Annotated in this window: 17 protein-coding genes; 5 read left to right on the top strand and 12 right to left on the bottom strand. The window is 70.6% G+C overall.

The features are described from left to right. Positions 1 to 49 precede the first annotated feature (49 nt). From ACO06I_RS20725 to ACO06I_RS20715, 3 genes are all read right to left on the bottom strand, one after another. Positions 50 to 1,324 (bottom strand): MFS transporter, encoded by a 1,275-nt coding sequence (locus ACO06I_RS20725; protein WP_421934512.1) that lies wholly within the window; start codon positions 1,322 to 1,324, stop codon positions 50 to 52. Positions 1,325 to 1,342: 18 nt separating this feature from the next. Continuing rightward, positions 1,343 to 3,667: a TonB-dependent receptor gene (locus ACO06I_RS20720; protein ID WP_421934511.1), complete on the bottom strand. Its 2,325-nt coding sequence runs from the start codon at positions 3,665 to 3,667 to the stop codon at positions 1,343 to 1,345. A 258-nt stretch (positions 3,668 to 3,925) separates the two neighbouring features. Next, complete coding sequence (locus tag ACO06I_RS20715) at positions 3,926 to 4,093, bottom strand: Flp family type IVb pilin (protein WP_421934510.1); 168 nt, start codon at positions 4,091 to 4,093, stop codon at positions 3,926 to 3,928. 204 nt (positions 4,094 to 4,297) lie between these two features. On the opposite strand from ACO06I_RS20715, the gene ACO06I_RS20710 reads away from it, so the two are divergent. After that, positions 4,298 to 4,690 (top strand): hypothetical protein, encoded by a 393-nt coding sequence (locus ACO06I_RS20710; protein WP_421934509.1) that lies wholly within the window; start codon positions 4,298 to 4,300, stop codon positions 4,688 to 4,690. Between the two features lie 50 nt (positions 4,691 to 4,740). Here ACO06I_RS20710 and ACO06I_RS20705 read toward each other — a convergent pair whose 3' ends face one another. From ACO06I_RS20705 to ACO06I_RS20690, 4 genes are read right to left on the bottom strand one after another with little or no spacing between them, the layout of a single operon-like run. Further along, positions 4,741 to 5,643: an NAD(P)/FAD-dependent oxidoreductase gene (locus ACO06I_RS20705; RefSeq protein ID WP_421934508.1), complete on the bottom strand. Its 903-nt coding sequence runs from the start codon at positions 5,641 to 5,643 to the stop codon at positions 4,741 to 4,743. Beyond that, positions 5,636 to 6,430 carry a transglutaminase-like domain-containing protein gene (locus ACO06I_RS20700; RefSeq protein ID WP_421934507.1) on the bottom strand — a complete coding sequence of 265 codons (795 nt, stop codon included), beginning with the start codon at positions 6,428 to 6,430 and terminating at the stop codon, positions 5,636 to 5,638. The genes ACO06I_RS20705 and ACO06I_RS20700 overlap by 8 nt, the downstream gene beginning before the upstream one ends. A 56-nt stretch (positions 6,431 to 6,486) precedes the next feature. After that, entirely contained in the window at positions 6,487 to 6,759 is a 273-nt protein-coding gene (locus ACO06I_RS20695) for an EscU/YscU/HrcU family type III secretion system export apparatus switch protein (RefSeq protein ID WP_421934506.1), read from the bottom strand. Continuing rightward, entirely contained in the window at positions 6,756 to 7,871 is a 1,116-nt protein-coding gene (locus ACO06I_RS20690) for a flagellar hook-length control protein FliK (RefSeq protein ID WP_421934505.1), read from the bottom strand. Before ACO06I_RS20690 ends, ACO06I_RS20695 begins: the two co-directional genes overlap by 4 nt. A 202-nt stretch (positions 7,872 to 8,073) precedes the next feature. Here ACO06I_RS20690 and ACO06I_RS20685 point away from each other — a divergent pair, with 202 nt between their 5' ends. Beyond that, the gene (locus ACO06I_RS20685; protein WP_421934504.1) at positions 8,074 to 9,141 is read left to right on the top strand and encodes an alpha/beta hydrolase family esterase; all 1,068 of its coding nucleotides are present in this window, start codon (positions 8,074 to 8,076) and stop codon (positions 9,139 to 9,141) included. Positions 9,142 to 9,147: 6 nt separating this feature from the next. Here the strand turns inward: ACO06I_RS20685 and ACO06I_RS20680 are convergent, their stop codons facing one another. After that, positions 9,148 to 9,894, bottom strand: coding sequence for a calcium-binding protein (locus tag ACO06I_RS20680; protein WP_421934503.1), 747 nt, complete (start codon positions 9,892 to 9,894; stop codon positions 9,148 to 9,150). A gap of 282 nt (positions 9,895 to 10,176) precedes the next feature. Between ACO06I_RS20680 and ACO06I_RS20675 the strand changes: the two genes are divergently transcribed. The 3 genes from ACO06I_RS20675 (at position 10,177) to ACO06I_RS20665 (ending at position 12,072) form a co-directional block, all read left to right on the top strand. Further along, positions 10,177 to 10,827 (top strand): hypothetical protein, encoded by a 651-nt coding sequence (locus ACO06I_RS20675; protein ID WP_421934502.1) that lies wholly within the window; start codon positions 10,177 to 10,179, stop codon positions 10,825 to 10,827. Positions 10,828 to 10,973: 146 nt separating this feature from the next. Next, on the top strand, positions 10,974 to 11,588 hold the full coding sequence (locus ACO06I_RS20670; RefSeq protein WP_421934501.1) for a hypothetical protein: 615 nt from the start codon (positions 10,974 to 10,976) through the stop codon (positions 11,586 to 11,588). A gap of 13 nt (positions 11,589 to 11,601) precedes the next feature. After that, a complete protein-coding gene (locus ACO06I_RS20665) occupies positions 11,602 to 12,072 on the top strand; it encodes a GNAT family N-acetyltransferase (RefSeq protein WP_421934500.1) in 471 nt (156 codons plus the stop codon). A gap of 21 nt (positions 12,073 to 12,093) precedes the next feature. Here the strand turns inward: ACO06I_RS20665 and ACO06I_RS20660 are convergent, their stop codons facing one another. The 4 genes from ACO06I_RS20660 to ACO06I_RS20645 are packed head-to-tail and all read right to left on the bottom strand — an operon-like array spanning position 12,094 to position 15,145. Then, on the bottom strand, positions 12,094 to 13,035 hold the full coding sequence (locus tag ACO06I_RS20660; RefSeq protein WP_421934499.1) for a Gfo/Idh/MocA family oxidoreductase: 942 nt from the start codon (positions 13,033 to 13,035) through the stop codon (positions 12,094 to 12,096). Positions 13,036 to 13,042: 7 nt separating this feature from the next. After that, positions 13,043 to 13,888, bottom strand: a complete 846-nt coding sequence (locus ACO06I_RS20655; protein ID WP_421934498.1) for a class III extradiol dioxygenase subunit beta — start codon at positions 13,886 to 13,888, stop codon at positions 13,043 to 13,045. Next, positions 13,888 to 14,271 carry a protocatechuate 4,5-dioxygenase subunit alpha gene (gene ligA / locus ACO06I_RS20650; RefSeq protein ID WP_421934497.1) on the bottom strand — a complete coding sequence of 128 codons (384 nt, stop codon included), beginning with the start codon at positions 14,269 to 14,271 and terminating at the stop codon, positions 13,888 to 13,890. Before ligA ends, ACO06I_RS20655 begins: the two co-directional genes overlap by 1 nt. Continuing rightward, positions 14,264 to 15,145 (bottom strand): amidohydrolase family protein, encoded by an 882-nt coding sequence (locus tag ACO06I_RS20645; RefSeq protein WP_421934496.1) that lies wholly within the window; start codon positions 15,143 to 15,145, stop codon positions 14,264 to 14,266. The genes ligA and ACO06I_RS20645 overlap by 8 nt, the downstream gene beginning before the upstream one ends. Between the last annotated feature and the right edge of the window lie 5 nt (positions 15,146 to 15,150).

Raw genomic sequence — 15,150 nt, 5'->3', positions numbered from 1 at the left:
GCCTCAAGGCGCCGCCGCGCGCCAGTGGTGATGTTCAGGTGATCCATGGTCAGTTTCCGGCCCGCCGGTTCATGGCCGCGATCGCCCAGGTGAGCAGGGCGCCGGCGGCCAGCAGGCCGGCCATGGTGTAGACCGGCAGGGCGAAGGAGCCCGTGGCCTGGCGGATGGTTCCGATCATGTTGGGGCCGGCCAGGCCCCCGGTGGAGCCGGCGATGTTGATGAGGGTGACGCCCACCGCCGCCGTGGCCGGGGTCAGGAAGGTCGAGGGCACGCCCCAGAAGGCGCCCTGGGCCGCGCCCAATCCCAGGCCGCCCACCACCAGCAGCGCCAGGGCCAGACCGCCGGCCCCCACATAGGCCGCCGCCGCGAAGCCCGCCGCCGCCAGCAGGGCCGGTACCCCCACGTGCCAGTAGCGCTCGCCGGTCTGGTCGGAATGCCAGGCGTTGACCGCCATGCCGATCCCCACCCCGACCCAGGGCAGGGCCGAGAGGATCCCCACCCGCAGCGGGTCGCCGCCGCCGGCGGCCTTGATCACCTGGGGCAGCCAGAAGATCAGGCCATAGGCGCCGGTCAGCAGGGTGAACCACAGGCCGACGCTGGCCCAGACCCGGGGACTGACGAACAGGGCCCGCCAGTCGTCGAGACTCTCGGGCTGGCGGGCGGCCGCCGCGGCGTCCTGGGTCAGGTAGTCCTTCTCGGCCTGGGTCAGCCAGGCGACCTGGGTCGGGTCGTCCTTGAACCAGGCCAGGGCCACGAAGGCGAGCAGCATGGTGGGCAGGCCCTCGGCGACGAACATCCAGCGCCAGTCGGCGAGGCCCAGGGGGTTGTCCATCGAGAGCAGCCAGCCCGACAGCGGCCCACCGACGATCACGGAGAGCGGGATGGCCAGCATGGGAGCCGAGAAGGCGCCGGCCCGATAGCGCCTGGGCATCCAGCGGCCCAGATAGAGAATGATCCCCGCCGCCCAACCGGACTCCGCGACCCCCAGGGCCAGGCGCATCAGGTTGAAGCCCGCGGCGTCCTGGACCAGGCTCATACCGGTGGCGACGGCGCCCCAGACCAGCACTGTGGCGAAGATCCACCAGCGCGCGCCGATCCTCGTCAGCAGCCAGACATGGGGGGCCTGGAAGGCCAGGTAGCCCACGAAGAACAGCCCCGCCCCGAAGCCGTAGGCCTTGGGATCCAGCCCCAGGTCGGGGTTCATGCTGAGGGCGGCGAAGGACAGGTTGGACCGGTCCAGGGCGTTGAAGAAATGCAGCAGGACGACGGGCGCCAGGAGGCGCGGGATCAGCTTGCGGCGGATGCCCGCGGCGATGTCCTCCATGACGCCCGCTCCGCTCTCCTAGAACCTGTACTTGGCCGTGGCGTAGACCAGCCGCGGCTGGACCGGCAGGGCGACCTCCTCGCCGGTCGGCGGCAGGGTGGCGTGATAGGCGTAGTAGACCTCGTCGCTGAGGTTCGTTCCGTTCACGGACAGCTCCAGGCCGGGGACGGCGTTCGGCGCGAAGACGATGGCCGCGTTGTAGAGGGTGTAGGCCGCCTGGAAGGAGGTGGGGTCGCCCAGGGTCAGGAACTGGTCGCCCTTGTAGGAGGCGTCGCCCCGCAGGGTCAGGTCCCCCGCCCCGAGGTGGAAGACGTACTGGGCGCCGGCGTTCACCGACCAGTCGGGCACCTGCGGCAGGGGATCGCCGATCTTCACCGCGCCCGGGCGGTTGAAGGGATCGAGGATGGCGAGGGCCTGGGGCGACAGCCGGCTGAACTGTGCGTCCACATAACCCACCCCCAGGTTCAGGGTCAGGCCGTCGGTGGGCACGGCGACGAACTCGGCCTCGAAGCCCTGGATGTCGGCGTCGCCGGAATTCTGGGTGGTGCGCAGGTTGGCGCCGGTGGCCGGATCGACCTTCTGGACGGTGAACTGGATGTCCTTGTAGTCGCTCTGGAAGATCGCGAGGTTGGCGGTCAGGCGGCGGTCGAACCAGTCGCTCTTGGCGCCGATCTCCCAGGTGGCGATGGTCTCGGGCTCATAGCGCGGGGTGGGCGCGAGCGCGCTGTTGGAGGCGCCCCAGCCGCCCGACTTGGAGCCTTCCTGATAGCTCGCATAGACCAGGATGTTGCTGGCCGGACGCCAGTTGATCCCCGCCTTGGGGGTGAAGCTTTCCCAGCTCTGGCTGTCGCGGCTGAAGGGCACCTGGGCCACGCCCCGCTGGGTGAAGTTCACCGCGAAGGCGTAGTCCTTCTCGTCCCAGTTATAGCGCCCGCCCAGGGTCAGCTCGATCTGCGGGGTGAGGGCGAAACTCTCCTGGGTGAAGACCGCGTAGCTCTTCGCCTTCATATAGAAATAGGTGAAGGTGTCGGCGGCGTCGGCGTTTGTGCGCAGGGCCAGGGGGATGTTCTCCCAGATGCCGTGGAAGCTCTCGGTGTAGAGCTTGGACGAGCCGTTCTCCTGGAAGGCGTAGAGCCCCACCAAGTACTTCAGCCGGCCGTCCAGGGCGCTGCCGTAGAACTGCAGTTCCTGGCTGTACTGGTGGTCGTAGAGCTCGGTCTGCGAGGTCTGCAGGGAATAGGGGGTCTGGTCCCCGTCCACCCCGATCTTGGCCGAGACCCCGCGGAAGGCGGTGACCGACTTGATGGTCAGGGCGTCCCCCACATCCCAGGTGGCGACGACCGAGGCGCCGCCGATCTGGTAGTCGTCATAGCCCCCCTGCAGGGCGTTGTTCGTATAGGGATCGGTCGTCGCCCAGCGGTTGTCGTAGAGCGAGCCCGCCGGCAGGCCGAGGCGAAGGTTCTCGGCGGCCGCCGCATAGGTGTTGAACCGCGCCGCCTTGGGCGGCGGGAAGGGGGCGGGGCTGGTGAGGAACTTCACCAGATAGCCCTGCGGCCCCACATTGTTCTGTTCCGAATAGTCGGCGTTGAACTGCACGTCGACGGTGTCGCTGGGAGCGTAGCGCAGGGCCGTGCGCAGGACGATTCGGTGCTCGTTGTTACCGCTCCGGTGATCCAGGCCGGTGGACCAGCCGTCGGAGTTGAGGAACGAGGCCGAGAGCTTGCCGGCCAGCCTGCCCTCGATGATCGGGCCGTTGACGCCCAGGGCGAGGTCGGTCCGCCCATAGGAGCCCACCCGGGCCTTCAGCACCCCCGACAGCTCGGTGAGGCTGGGCTGCTCGGTGACGATGTTGATGGCGCCGCCGATGGTGTTGCGGCCAAACAGCGTGCCCTGCGGCCCCTTGAGCACTTCGGCGCGGGCGATGTCGTCCAGGTTCATCAGGCCGCCCACGGCGCGGGCCAGGTAGACGTCGTCCACATAGACCCCGACGCCGGGGTCGGTGGGGAACTGGAAGTCGCCGGTGCCGACCCCGCGAATGTAGCCCGCATAGGCCGAGCCGCCGCCGGCCGGGCGATTGGTCTGGTGCAGTTCGAGGTTCGGGGTGAAATTGCCCAGGTCCTGCAGGTTGGTCGCCCCGCGGGCGGCCATGGTCTCCTGGGAGAAGGCGCTCACCGAGACCGGGGTGTCCTGCAGCCTGGATTCCCGCCGCTCGGCGGTGACCACCACCTCGGCGACCTCGGTCTGGGCCAGGGCCTGGCCCGCGAAGCCGAGGGCCATCACCCCCAGCGCGGCGCCGGCCATCAGCGCCTTGGCGCGCGTCGATTCATGCCTCGAAACCCACATCGCAGCTCCCTCCCCAGGAATGGCCACGGTTCGTCCGCGGCCCCGATTGGGGCGGAGAGTGGGAGAGATGATCGGCCTCGTCAATGGTAAGCGAGGCGAACAATTAGAGTCCGATCAGGTCGCGATCGGGTGTGGCGTCCAGGCCTCAGGTGGCCGGAGCAAACGGGGGGGTGTCGCTCCGGCCTGGAGCGCGGTCCGCCTGAGGCCGAGGCCGGCTCAGGCGGTGGTCACGCTCCAACCTGGAAAGAGGGGGTCGGCCTATTGCGGCATCGCGGTGCCGACCTTGTCGAAGGTGCCGCCGACCTTTTCTCCCAGAACGGAGATCGATGCGATCAGCACGACGGCGATCAGGGCCGCGATCAGGCCATACTCGATGGCGGTGGCGCCGGATTCATCGGCGATGAAATTGCGCAGGAACTTGGACATGTGCACCTTTCCCCTTTCTGGGAGCCCCGCCAGGCCCGTGCCCGCGACGCTAAGCGCAGCTTTGCTCGGTTGGGTTGAAGCAAAGCTTTCCAAGCACGAATAAGATGCATCAAGGTTGACGGCCCGTTCACCCTACCGCGGGCTCTTAACGCCTTTGTAGGTCCCAGGCGCTAGGCTGGCGCGGAACAAGGAAGGGAGCCCGTCATGGCGACCCGTACGTCCAGCTACCATCGGCACGCGGTCGATCATTTCGAACCGCAGGAGACCGACGACCCTCAGGCCCAGCGCCGCATGCGCGGACAGCTTGAGCAGATCGACTACACGGCCTTCGCCTCCAACAAGGAGGTGATCGGCGCGGTCCTCGGCTATGCCGACAGCGGCAAGTTCCAGCGGATGGCGGTGGCCGCGGCCATGGCCCGCGCCCAGTGGGTGAAGGAAGCCCTGGCGCTCAGCGAGACCGTCAATCCCCGGCCCGACCAGGTGGCCCGCCTCTCGGCCCTGCGGGTGGCCTATGAGGAGCTGGCCGAGGCCTATGAGGCCATGCGCCGGATGGTCGAGCGCGGCTACCTGCCCTACCGCGCCCCGCCCGGGACCTGAGCGTCGCCCGCGATGTGGCGGCGCGGGCCACGCCCCTCCCCGGGAGCGCGCTATTCGGTCTCGCGAAGCTGGTTGTGGACCGCGGTGGCGGCGATGGCGGCCTCCCCCTGGGCGGTGCTGATCTGGTTGAGGCCGCGCACCAGGTCGCCGGCGGCGTAGAGGCCGGCCACGGTGGTCTGCTGGTGATCGTCGACGATCAGGCGGCCGTCCTCCCCCAGCCGGGCCCCCGCCTGGACCGCCAGGCCACAGCGGGGCCGCACCCCCAGGGCGGAGTACAGGGCGTCGAATTCCACCGGCCCGATCTCCGTGAAGGCCAGCGCCGTGAGCCGCTCGTTGTCCAGGGTCACGGAGGCCACCTGGCCCTCGATGAGCCGGACGCCGTGGGCGGCCAGGCGCGCGCGGTCGGCCTCGGGCAGGGCCTCGGCCGCACCCACATGGATCAGGCTGACCTGGTCGCTGTAGGTCTGCAGGAACAGGGCCTCGCGCGCGCCCAAGGCGTCGTCGCCGATCACCGCCACGGCCTGGCCGGAAACCTCGAAGCCGTCGCAGATCGGGCATATGCGCAGCAGGGCGCGGCGCACGGCGTCCTCCACGCCCGGCAGGTCGGGGACCTTGTCCACCACCCCGGTGGCCAGGATCACGGCGCGGGCGCGATAGGCGGGACCCTCCGTCTCCACGGTGAAGCCGTGATCCTCCACGGCCAGGGCGGTGACGGCGGCGTCCTCGATGACCGCGCCGAATTCCTCGGCCTGGGCGCGGATGCGGGCCAGCAGGTCGAGGCCGGCGATCCCGCCGGGGAAGCCCGGATGGTTGTGGCTGCGGGGAATCCAGGCCGCGCGGCTGGAGTCGTCGTGCAGGACGACGACGCGGCGCCTGAAGCGCGCCAGGTAGATGGCCGCGGTCAGGCCCGCGGGGCCGGCGCCCACCACGACGGCGTCCAGGGGCTCATCCATGTCGCTCGGCCTTGGTCTGGGCGATGGCGAAGCTCTGGGACACCAGCTCGGCCTTGCCGAAGATGGTCATGAAGGCGATGTCGGCGGCGTCCAGGCCGGTGGCGACCCGCACAAGGCCGTCGATGGGCGCCAGACCCGTGGCGTCGATCAGCCGCCAGCGCCCCCCCAGATAGACCTCGGCCACGGCGTGCAGGTCCGGCGGCTCCAGCTTCCAGGCATAGGCCGAGACGGCGCGGGCGGGGATGTCGGCGGCGCGGCAGAGGCTGATGGCCAGGTGGGTGAAGTCGCGGCAGACCCCGGCCCGGTCGACGAAGGTGTCCAGCGCCGTGGTGGCGGAGTCGCTGACGCCCGCCTCATAGGCCAGATGCCCGCCGATCCAGGCGACGATGGCGGCCACCTTGTCGCCGCCCCGCAGATCGCCGAACTCCCTGTCGACAAAGGCCTCGAAGCGGTCCGACGGACAGTAGCGGCTGGCGCGCAGGTAGCGCAGGGCCTCGCCCGGCAGGTCGCGGATGGCGGTGGCGGCGGCGCCCTTGAGATTGGCGTCGCGGGCCAGCAGCTCGACCTGGGCGACATAGGCGATGGCCACCTCGCCATGGGCGGTGAACACCGCGCGGCGCTCACCGGTGACGGAGTCGTCCAGGCGGGCGATCTCGGCGGCCGGGGTGATCGTCAGGCGCTCGGAATGGATGGCCTGGTCCGGGGCGCGGGCGGCCTCCAGCAGCAGCAGCACCTCGCAGGGCCGCTCGAAGCGGTAGGTCAGGTCGGCGGTGATCGAAAGTCGCATGGGGCCCTCCGCGCGGCCCAACGCGCGGGCGGGCTGGATGTTGCCGACGCGCGAATTCAGATGTCGCCCTGGGGCTCCACGCCCTCGCGCATCAGGAAGGCGAGGATCTCGGCGACGGCCAGGAACAGCCGCTCGGGGATCTCGCTGTCCAGCTCGACCTTGGACAGGGCCTCGGCCAGCAGGGGATTGTGTTCCAGGGGCACGCCATGGCTCTGGGCCGCGGCGATGATCCGCTCACCGACGAAACCACGTCCGGAGGCCACCACGCGCGGCGCATTGGGCGCGTCGTACTGCAGGGCCACGGCCAGGCGTTTGCGGTCCGGGGTCATGCCGACTGATCCAGCAGGCGTCCCGACGGCGTGGCGGGCGCGGGCGGCGGGCCGGAATGGACCGCCATCTCCAGCTGCAGGTTGGCGGCGGCGAGCGCCTGGGCCAGGGCCGGCTGGGCGGCGCGCAGTCGATCGGCGATGGGGCCGCGGGCGACCCACAGGCTGACCCGGGCCAGGTCGCCCTCGAAGGCCAGCTGGGCGTCCACCGGCCCGACGGGTTCGAAGTCCACGGAGAATCGGGCCCGCCACAGGGGCTCGCGGCTGTCCTCGCGGCCCTGGCCGCCGCCGCCGTCCCGGCTGATCTCGAACTGGGCGACGCTGGGGCCCTGGGGGGTCTGCAACGGGGTCTCGAACATCCAGCGGGTGGGCTCGCCCGGCCGCTCGGGGTCGGGCAGGGAGGCCAGTTGCAGCAGGTCGAGGTGGGCCAGCGCCCCTTGGGTCTCGGCGGCAAGGGTCTCGCCGATGGCGCCGGCGCCGGCCTCAAGGGGCAGGCTGGGCAGGGCCGCCCGCTGGGCCGAGGTTGGGGCGCCGCCATAGGGTGGGCGCGGCGTGGCGCCGGGCGCGCGGCGGTTGGGGGTCGGCCCCAGGGCCTGGCGCAGGACCAGCAGGGCGGCCTTCAGGTCACGACCGAGGGGCGAGACCTCCGGCTGGGCGGCGAGATTGGCCTCCAGGAACAGGCCCGAGCCCTTCAGGGCCCGCTTGATGTCGGCGGCGCCCACCTTGGGGTCGAGGGGGATCAGCTGGGTCAGCATCTGCATCGCCGCGGCGCGGGCCGGCGGCGACAGGGCCTGGGCCTGCAGGGCCTGGCCGAGATCGGCCAGCAGGGGGGCCAGTCCACTCTGACGGGTCAGGGCCGAGCGCATGGCCGTGGCCAGGGCCTGACCCTGGGTCTGGGGCAGGGGAAGGGGGGGCGCCTGGCGCGGGGCGGTCTTGACCTGGGCGGCCTGGCCCGGGCCCTCGACGGGCAGGGCCGGATCGACCGCGTCGGCCTCCACCGCCCGCTGCATCTCCCGCAGCAGCTCGCCCCCCACCACCCGGGCGACCGGGCGCACGGGGGTGAGCGCCGGCACGAGGGCGGCGGAGGGGATCGAGGTGAGCGGTGCGACCTTCATGGCGCGGCCTGGCTAAACACCCGGCTGATTCTAGGGTCGCAGGGTGAAGCAGGCCTTAAGGCGGGGTTTACTCCGCCGCGGCCAGGACCTCGGCCAGGCGGTCACGTACGGGGACGCTTTTGCTGCATTGCAGCAACGAAGCATGCTGCACCTGCGTTATAGCGGGTCGGCGCCCCTTTGGCCCCGCTGAAAGGACCCCGGCATGCGACCCCTTTCCGACACCCTGATGCGGATGACCGCCTTCCGCGACGCCGCGAGCGCCATGGCGGGCCGCCCCGGCTCCGACCGGCTGGTCGAGCTCAAGGGTTTCGGCGGCAATCCGGGCGGCCTGCGCGCCCTGGCCTATGTCCCCGAGGCCCTGCCGCGCCACGCGCCCCTGGTGGTGGTGCTGCACGGCTGCACCCAGAGCGCGGCGGAGTACGATCTCGGTTCGGGCTGGTCGGCCCTGGCGGAGCAGGCGGGCTTCGCCCTGCTGTTCCCGGAACAGGCGCGGGCCAACAATTTCAACCTCTGCTTTAACTGGTTCGAGCCCGGCGACATCCGCCGCGGCCGGGGTGAGGCCGCCTCCATCCGCCAGATGATCGAGAAGATGATCACCACCCACGGCCTGGACCGCCGCCGCGTCTTCGTCACCGGTCTGTCGGCCGGCGGCGCCATGGCCAACGTCTTGCTGGCGAGCTATCCCGAGGTCTTCGCTGGCGGGGCGGTGATCGCCGGCCTGCCCTATGGGGTGGCGGGCTCGCCCCTGGAGGCCTTCGACCGCATGCGTGGCCACGGCGGCCCGGAGCCGGACGCCCTGCCCGGCCTGGTCCGCAAGGCCAGCGCCCACAAGGGGCCCTGGCCGGCCCTGTCGGTCTGGCACGGGGGCGCCGACCACACGGTCAGCCCCGCCAACGGCGAGGCCCTGCTCCACCAGTGGCGCGGCCTCCACCGCCTGGACGAGGATCCCAGCCACACCGACGCGCAAGCCGGTCACACCCGCCGCACCTGGCATGACGCGCGGGGCCGGCCGGTACTGGAGCACGTGCTGGTGGAGGGCATGGGCCACGGCGTGCCGCTTAAGCCCGACGGCGCCCCCGGCGGCGGTGTCAGCGGCGCCTATATGCTGGACGTCGGCCTGGCCTCGACGATCGCCATCGCCCGGTCCTGGGATCTGATGGACAAGCCCCCGACGCGACCGCGCAAGACCAGGACCGGCGGCCCGGCCCCGGCCAACCCGCTGCTGGCCGTCATCGAGGACGCCCTGCGGGCGGCGGGGCTAATGCGCTAGACGCCGTCAGCTGGAGATCCATCCCTCCGGCAGGCTCGACAGCTGAACATTGGCCAGGATCATCTGGTCGCCGCCCGAGGTCTCGATCACCACGTCGGCGCCGGCCTGGTGGACCGTGAACGACGTCCCGTGATCCAGCAGGACATGATCGCCCTGGACGGCGGAGAAGTCCGTCACCCGGTCGATCCCCGCGCCGGCGAAGAAGTGGAAGGTGTCGGCGCCCGCCCCGCCGCTGAGGGTGTCGTTCCCGCGGTCGCCGGACAGCCAGTCGTTCCCGTCTCCGCCAGAGACGCTGTCGTTCCCCTGGCCGCCGCGGATCTGATCATCGCCCAAGCCGCCGTCGGTGGTGTCGTTGCCGAGGTTGCCGTTGACGATGTCGTCCCCGCCGTCGCCGGAGACGGCGTCATCGTCCTTGCCGCCGACGACCCAGTCATCGCCGTCGCCGCCGTGCAGGGTGTCGGCGCCCACATTGCCCTTGATGTCGTCGAACCCGGACCCGCCCCGGACGTCGTCGTTCCCATCCCCGCCGCGCAGGTGGTTCTCGCCCTCGCCGCCCTGGATGTGGTCGTCGCCGGCCGTGCCTTCGAGGGAGTCGCCGCCGTCGGCGCCGTGGATGGTGTGCGCCCCGGACTCGGTTTCGACGCCGGAGCCGAGCGTGTCGTCGCCATGGGGCTCGGTTTCATCAGGGCTCGAGAGATGGGCGCCGGAAGCGGTGGCGGCCACGAAGTCGGTGTCGGCGGGGTCGTAGGGCATTGAAATCCTCCAGAGTCACATCGCGCTTTGCGCAACCTTCCGATCCAGGACGACGCGACCCGCGCAGCGCCTCAAACAAATCGGAAGCGAAGCATCCATAGCCGGCTACGGTTACGGCTCCGGCGACAAGCAAGGTGAATACGGCGGGTCGAGCCGGCGCTCATCGGCACACAGCGCCTGAGGCGGGATTGATCCGGATCAAGGCCCCGGCTCCCCGTCGGGCGGAGCGTTGCGGCGGGCGCGCACGGCGAGGCCGGGGCGCGCACCCTGGAGTGAACGGCCATGACCCCTCGCCTGTCCGCCTTCGCCACCGTCGCGGCGGTCCTGCTGACCGCGGCAGCCCCCGCCGCCGGTCAACCGCGCCTGGCGCGGGTCCCGGCGCCGCTCGTCACCCCAAGCGCCCTGCCCGCGGCTCTGCGCGTCCTGCCGGCGCCACCCAAGCCGCCACCCCTGGCGCCGGCGCGGATCGTCCAGGCCTTCGGCCAGCTGGCGCCCGGCGCCCTGCCGCCGACGGTGGGCCAGAAGGTCCAGCTGACCCCCGACGCCCCGGCGACGGCCTCGGCCTACCTCTCCCTTGGCGAGGCCTCTGTGTCGGCGGAGCCCGGCCACGGCAGCGCCCTCATCAAGCCCATCGGCTGGGCGCAGGTCTCCTTCAAGCCGCTCGGCCAGAAGACCTATCTCATCGACTGCGCCGTCGACCCCCGGGAGGGCGGCGCCAGCCAGGCCAAGTACTATGTCAACGGCGCGGGGATCTCCGGCCCCGGCGGCCAGGCCTATATCCAGGGGATGGCGCCCATCGCCCAGGGCCACGTCCTGATCGCCGCGCCCCCCGGCTCACCCGACGACACGACCCGCGCCCAGGTGGTGTTCTGGCCCTACGACACCAAGATCGACTGGTACTTCTATGGCTGCGACGTGATCCCGGCGGGCTGAGGCGCTCGCACAGGCCGCTCAGGCCTCCGGCTCAGGCCGCCCGCGACCGGCGCCATGGCGGGCGGCCGTAGGGCGTGAGGCCGGCTTTACCGATCGGGCGCACGCTGCGATTGTGCGCGCAGATCGGGTGGGCAGGGGACGGGCCGATGGCGGGGCTTGGCGAGGACGGTGGGAAGCGACGCCTGATCGACGCGGTCCTGCGCACGGTGACCACCGAGTTGCGGATCCTCTGGTTCGCGGCGGCCTGGTGGGCGCGGCCGGACAGGCCGGTGGGCGCTCAGGCCTTCTCCTATCACCGCAACATGCAGGTCCTGCTCTGGATGCTGCTGGCGGTCTCGGCCCTGGAGATCGGCGTCACCCTGGTGGCCCTGCGACTGATGAGCCCGCGGATCGGGGGGATCGTCTCGGCCCTCAGCACGATCGGCGTGATCTATCTGCTGGGCCTCATCAACGCCTTCGCCAAGCTGCCCCTGCTGGTGACCCCAAGGGGCGTGCGGGTCCGCGCTGGCCTGCTGGTGGACCAATGGGTGGTCTTCGAGGAGATGGCGGAGGTCCGCCTGGTCCAGGATTGCGGAGACCCCAAGCGCCCCGGCTTCCTCAAGGCCTCGGCCCTGGCCCATCCTAACACCCTGATCGAGCTCGTCCGCCCTAGGTCGGTGCGCACCCTGTTCCGAAGCAAACCCGACATCCTCACCATCGGCCTGCATCCCGACGACGCCCCGGCCTTCGTGAACGCGGTGCGCGCCGCCAAGGCGGGGTGAATCCTTGGGCCGGGTGAGCGTCGCCCTCGCCGATCCCGACATGCCGGAGATCGCCGCCCTGCTGGCTGAGCGCGACGCCTATTTCGCCGCCCTCTATCCGGAGCGAGACACGACCCTGCTGCCGGTGGCCTCGCTGGCGGGACCGGAGGTCAGTTTCCTCATCGTGCGGGTCGGGGGCAGGCTGATGGGCTGCGGCGCCCTGATCGCCGGGAACCGGGTCGGAGAGCTCAAGCGCTTCTATGTTCGCCCCGGCGCCCGACGGCTGGGCCTGGCCGCCCGCCTGCTGGCCGCCGCGGAGCGCCGCGCCGCGCAGCTTGGCCTCTGGCGCCTGCGCCTGGAGGTCGGCCGCCGCCAGCCCGCCGCCATCGCCCTCTACAGCCGGGCCGGCTACCGCCCGATCCGCTGTTTCAGGCCCTACAGGCCCGACCTGGTGTGCACGTTCCGGGGGAAGACGATCAGGTCGTCCCCCGCACGCCGCACCTGATCCTCGCCCTCGAGGTCGCCCCTACCCCAGGCTCTTCTCGATCTTGTCCAGGGTCTCCATCGCCGGCAGGCACTGGGCCACACTGGCGTTGGGTTCGCGGCCCTCGCGGATGGCGGCGAAGAATTCGCGGTCCTGCAGTTCGATGCCGTTCATCGAGACGTCCACCTGGCTGACGTCGATGGGGTTCTCCTTGCCGTCCACGAGGTCGTCATAGCGGGCGATGTAGGTCCCCTGGTCGCAGATGTAGCGGAAGAAGGTGCCCAGCGGCCCGTCGTTGTTGAAGGACAGGCTCAGCGTGCAGATCGCCCCGCCCGGGACCTTCATCTGGATCGACATGTCCATGGCGATGCCGAGGTCGGGGTGCGGCGGGCCCTGGACGCCGCGGGCGATGCTGGCGGTTTCGCCCGTCTGGTACTGGAAGAGGTCCACCGTGTGGCAGGCGTGGTGCCACAGCAGGTGGTCGGTCCAGCTGCGCGGCTGACCCAGCGCGTTCATGTTGGTGCGGCGGAAGAAGTAGGTTTGGACGTCCATCTGCTGGACCTTCAACTCGCCGGCCACGATCTTCTTGTGGATCCACTGGTGGGACGGATTGAAGCGCCGGGTGTGGCCAGCCATGGCGATCTTGCCGGCCTTCTTCTGGGCCGCGTCCAGGGCCTGGGCGTCGGCGAGGTTGTCGGCCATGGGGATCTCGACCTGCACATGCTTTCCGACCTCCAGGCACTGGATGGACTGGGCCGCGTGCAGGCCGGTGGGGGTGGCCAGGATGGCGGCCTCGACGCCGGGTTGGGCGAGCGCCTCGGCGAGGTCCGTCGTCCAGTGCGGGATCTTGAACCGCTCGGCCACGGCCTTGGTGCTGTCGGGGCTGCCGCCCGCCAGGCTGACGACCTCGACCCCGTCGATCTTCTCGATCGCCTCCAGGTGCTTGATGCCGAAGGCGCCCTGGCCGGCCATGACGATCTTCATTGTGGGGCTACTCCGGAATGGGTTCGAGGATGAGGTGGCCCACCGCCGTGTTCGACGCGGGCACGTGATAGAAGCGGCGGCGTTCGCGCACCTTGGGGGGCAAGGCCCCGCGCATGATCAGCCACATGACCAGCTCGATCCCCTCCGACCCGGCCTCGCGGACATAGTCGATGTGGGGGATTCTCGCCTGGCCCTCGGGGTCGGCCACCAGCCGGTCGAGGAAGGCGGTGTCGAATTCCTTGTTGATCAGACCGGCGCGGGGGCCCTGGAGCTGGTGGCTCATGCCGCCGGTGCCCCAGACCTGGACATTGAGGTCCTGCGGGAAGCTCGCAACCGCGCGGGCGATCGCCTTGCCGAGGTTGAAGCAGCGATGGCCGGTGGGGGGCGGGTACTGGACCACATTGACCGCCAGGGGGATGACCTTGCAGGGCCAGGCCTCGGGCTGGCCGAACATCAGGGAGAGCGGCACGGTCAGGCCGTGGTCGACGTCCATCCGATTGACGATGGTCATGTCGAACTCGTCGAGGATCAGGGACTGCGCCAGGTGCCAGGCCAGCTCCGGATGGCCCTGGACCACCGGCACGGGACGCGGGCCCCAGCCCTCGTCGGCCGGCGCGAAGCTCTCGGCGCAGCCGATGGCGAAGGTGGGGATCAGCTCCAGCGAAAACGCGCTGGCGTGATCATTGTAGACCAGGATCACCACGTCGGGCCTGGCCTCGGCGATCCAGGCCTTGGAGGCCTCGTAGCCGGCGAACACCGGCTTCCAGTAGTCGTCGCCCGAGCGGCCGTTATCGATCGCCGCGCCGATGGCGGGCACGTGGCTGGTGGCGACGCCGGCGGTGATACGCGCCATCAGGCGTCTCCCTTGCTGCGATTGCCCTCGATGGAGCGGCCCCCGGCCAGCATCATGGCCGCGTAGTCGGCCTGGCTGACGCCCGACATCACCGCGGCGATCTGCTGGAAGGAGAGGCCGTCGGTGGCCGCGATCTTGGAGGTGAAATAGATGTTGCCGCCGAGCGCGATCATGCCGTTCCAGTCGCGATCCAGAACGCTCTGCTTCTGGGCTTCGGTCATGGGGTAGCGGTCGAGATAGGCCCGCTCGTCGGCCTTGAAGGCCTCGCGGCCCTCCGCCTTCATCAGCGACATGCAGAACATGTTGAGGTGGTAGCCCTTCCGCGACTGTTCGGCGTCGAACAGCGTGGTGCCGGGAATGTCCTTGAAGGGGTTCTCAGCCACGGTCGTCTCCCCAGTAGAGGGCCATCGGATTGTCGATGAGCAGCTTGCGGCGGGCCGCTTCCGTCGTGGCGAACTTGGGGATCTGGTCCACCAGGACGCCGTCGTCGGCCATGTGGCCCTTCAGGTTGGGGTGCGGCCAGTCGGTGCCCCACAGCACCCGGTCGGGGAAGCGGTCGACGATGGCCTTCTGAAAGGGGACCACATCGTCATAGGGCGGCCCAGCCAGACTCAGGCGCTCCGGGCAGGAGACCTTGGACCAGACGTCGGGGTCGTCCTCCATCCACCGGATGAAGCGCTGGAACTGCGGGTGGTCGACGCCCAGCGCCACGTCGGGCCGGCCCATATGGTCCACCACCACCCTGGTGGGCAGGCGGGTGAACAGGGGCTGCAGCTCGGCCAGGTCCGGGGCCTCGAAATAGACCACCACATGCCAGCGCAAGGGGGCGACCTTGGCCGCGATCCGCTGCAGGACGTCGTGCGGGGTGAAGTCGGCCAGCCGGCGCAGGAAGTTGAACCGCACGCCGCGGACCCCGGCCTCGTGGAGGGCCTGGAGCTCGGCCTCGCTGATCTCCTCCCCCACCGTGGCGACGCCGCGGGCCAGGCCCTTCGAGGCCTTCAGGGCGTCCACCAGGGCGCGGTTGTCCTTGCCGTGGCAGGTGGCCTGGACGACGACGTTGCGGGAAAAGCCCAGGAAGTCGCGCAGGGCGAAGAGCTGGTCCTTGCCCGCGTCGCAGGGGGTGTACTTGCGCTCCGGCGCATACGGGAACGACACCTCGGGCCCGAACACGTGGCAGTGGGCGTCCACCGCGCCGGGGGGCGGCCGGTAGGCGGGCTTGCTGGGGTTCGGGTGGAAGGGCAGCCAGTCGGGGTCCATTGTAT

Source organism: Phenylobacterium sp. (genome assembly GCF_965229015.1).
In the GTDB taxonomy this organism is placed as follows: Bacteria; Pseudomonadota; Alphaproteobacteria; order Caulobacterales; family Caulobacteraceae; genus Phenylobacterium.
The sequence above is the reverse complement of the archived record's forward strand: the minus strand, read 5'-3'. Positions and strand labels throughout refer to the sequence as shown.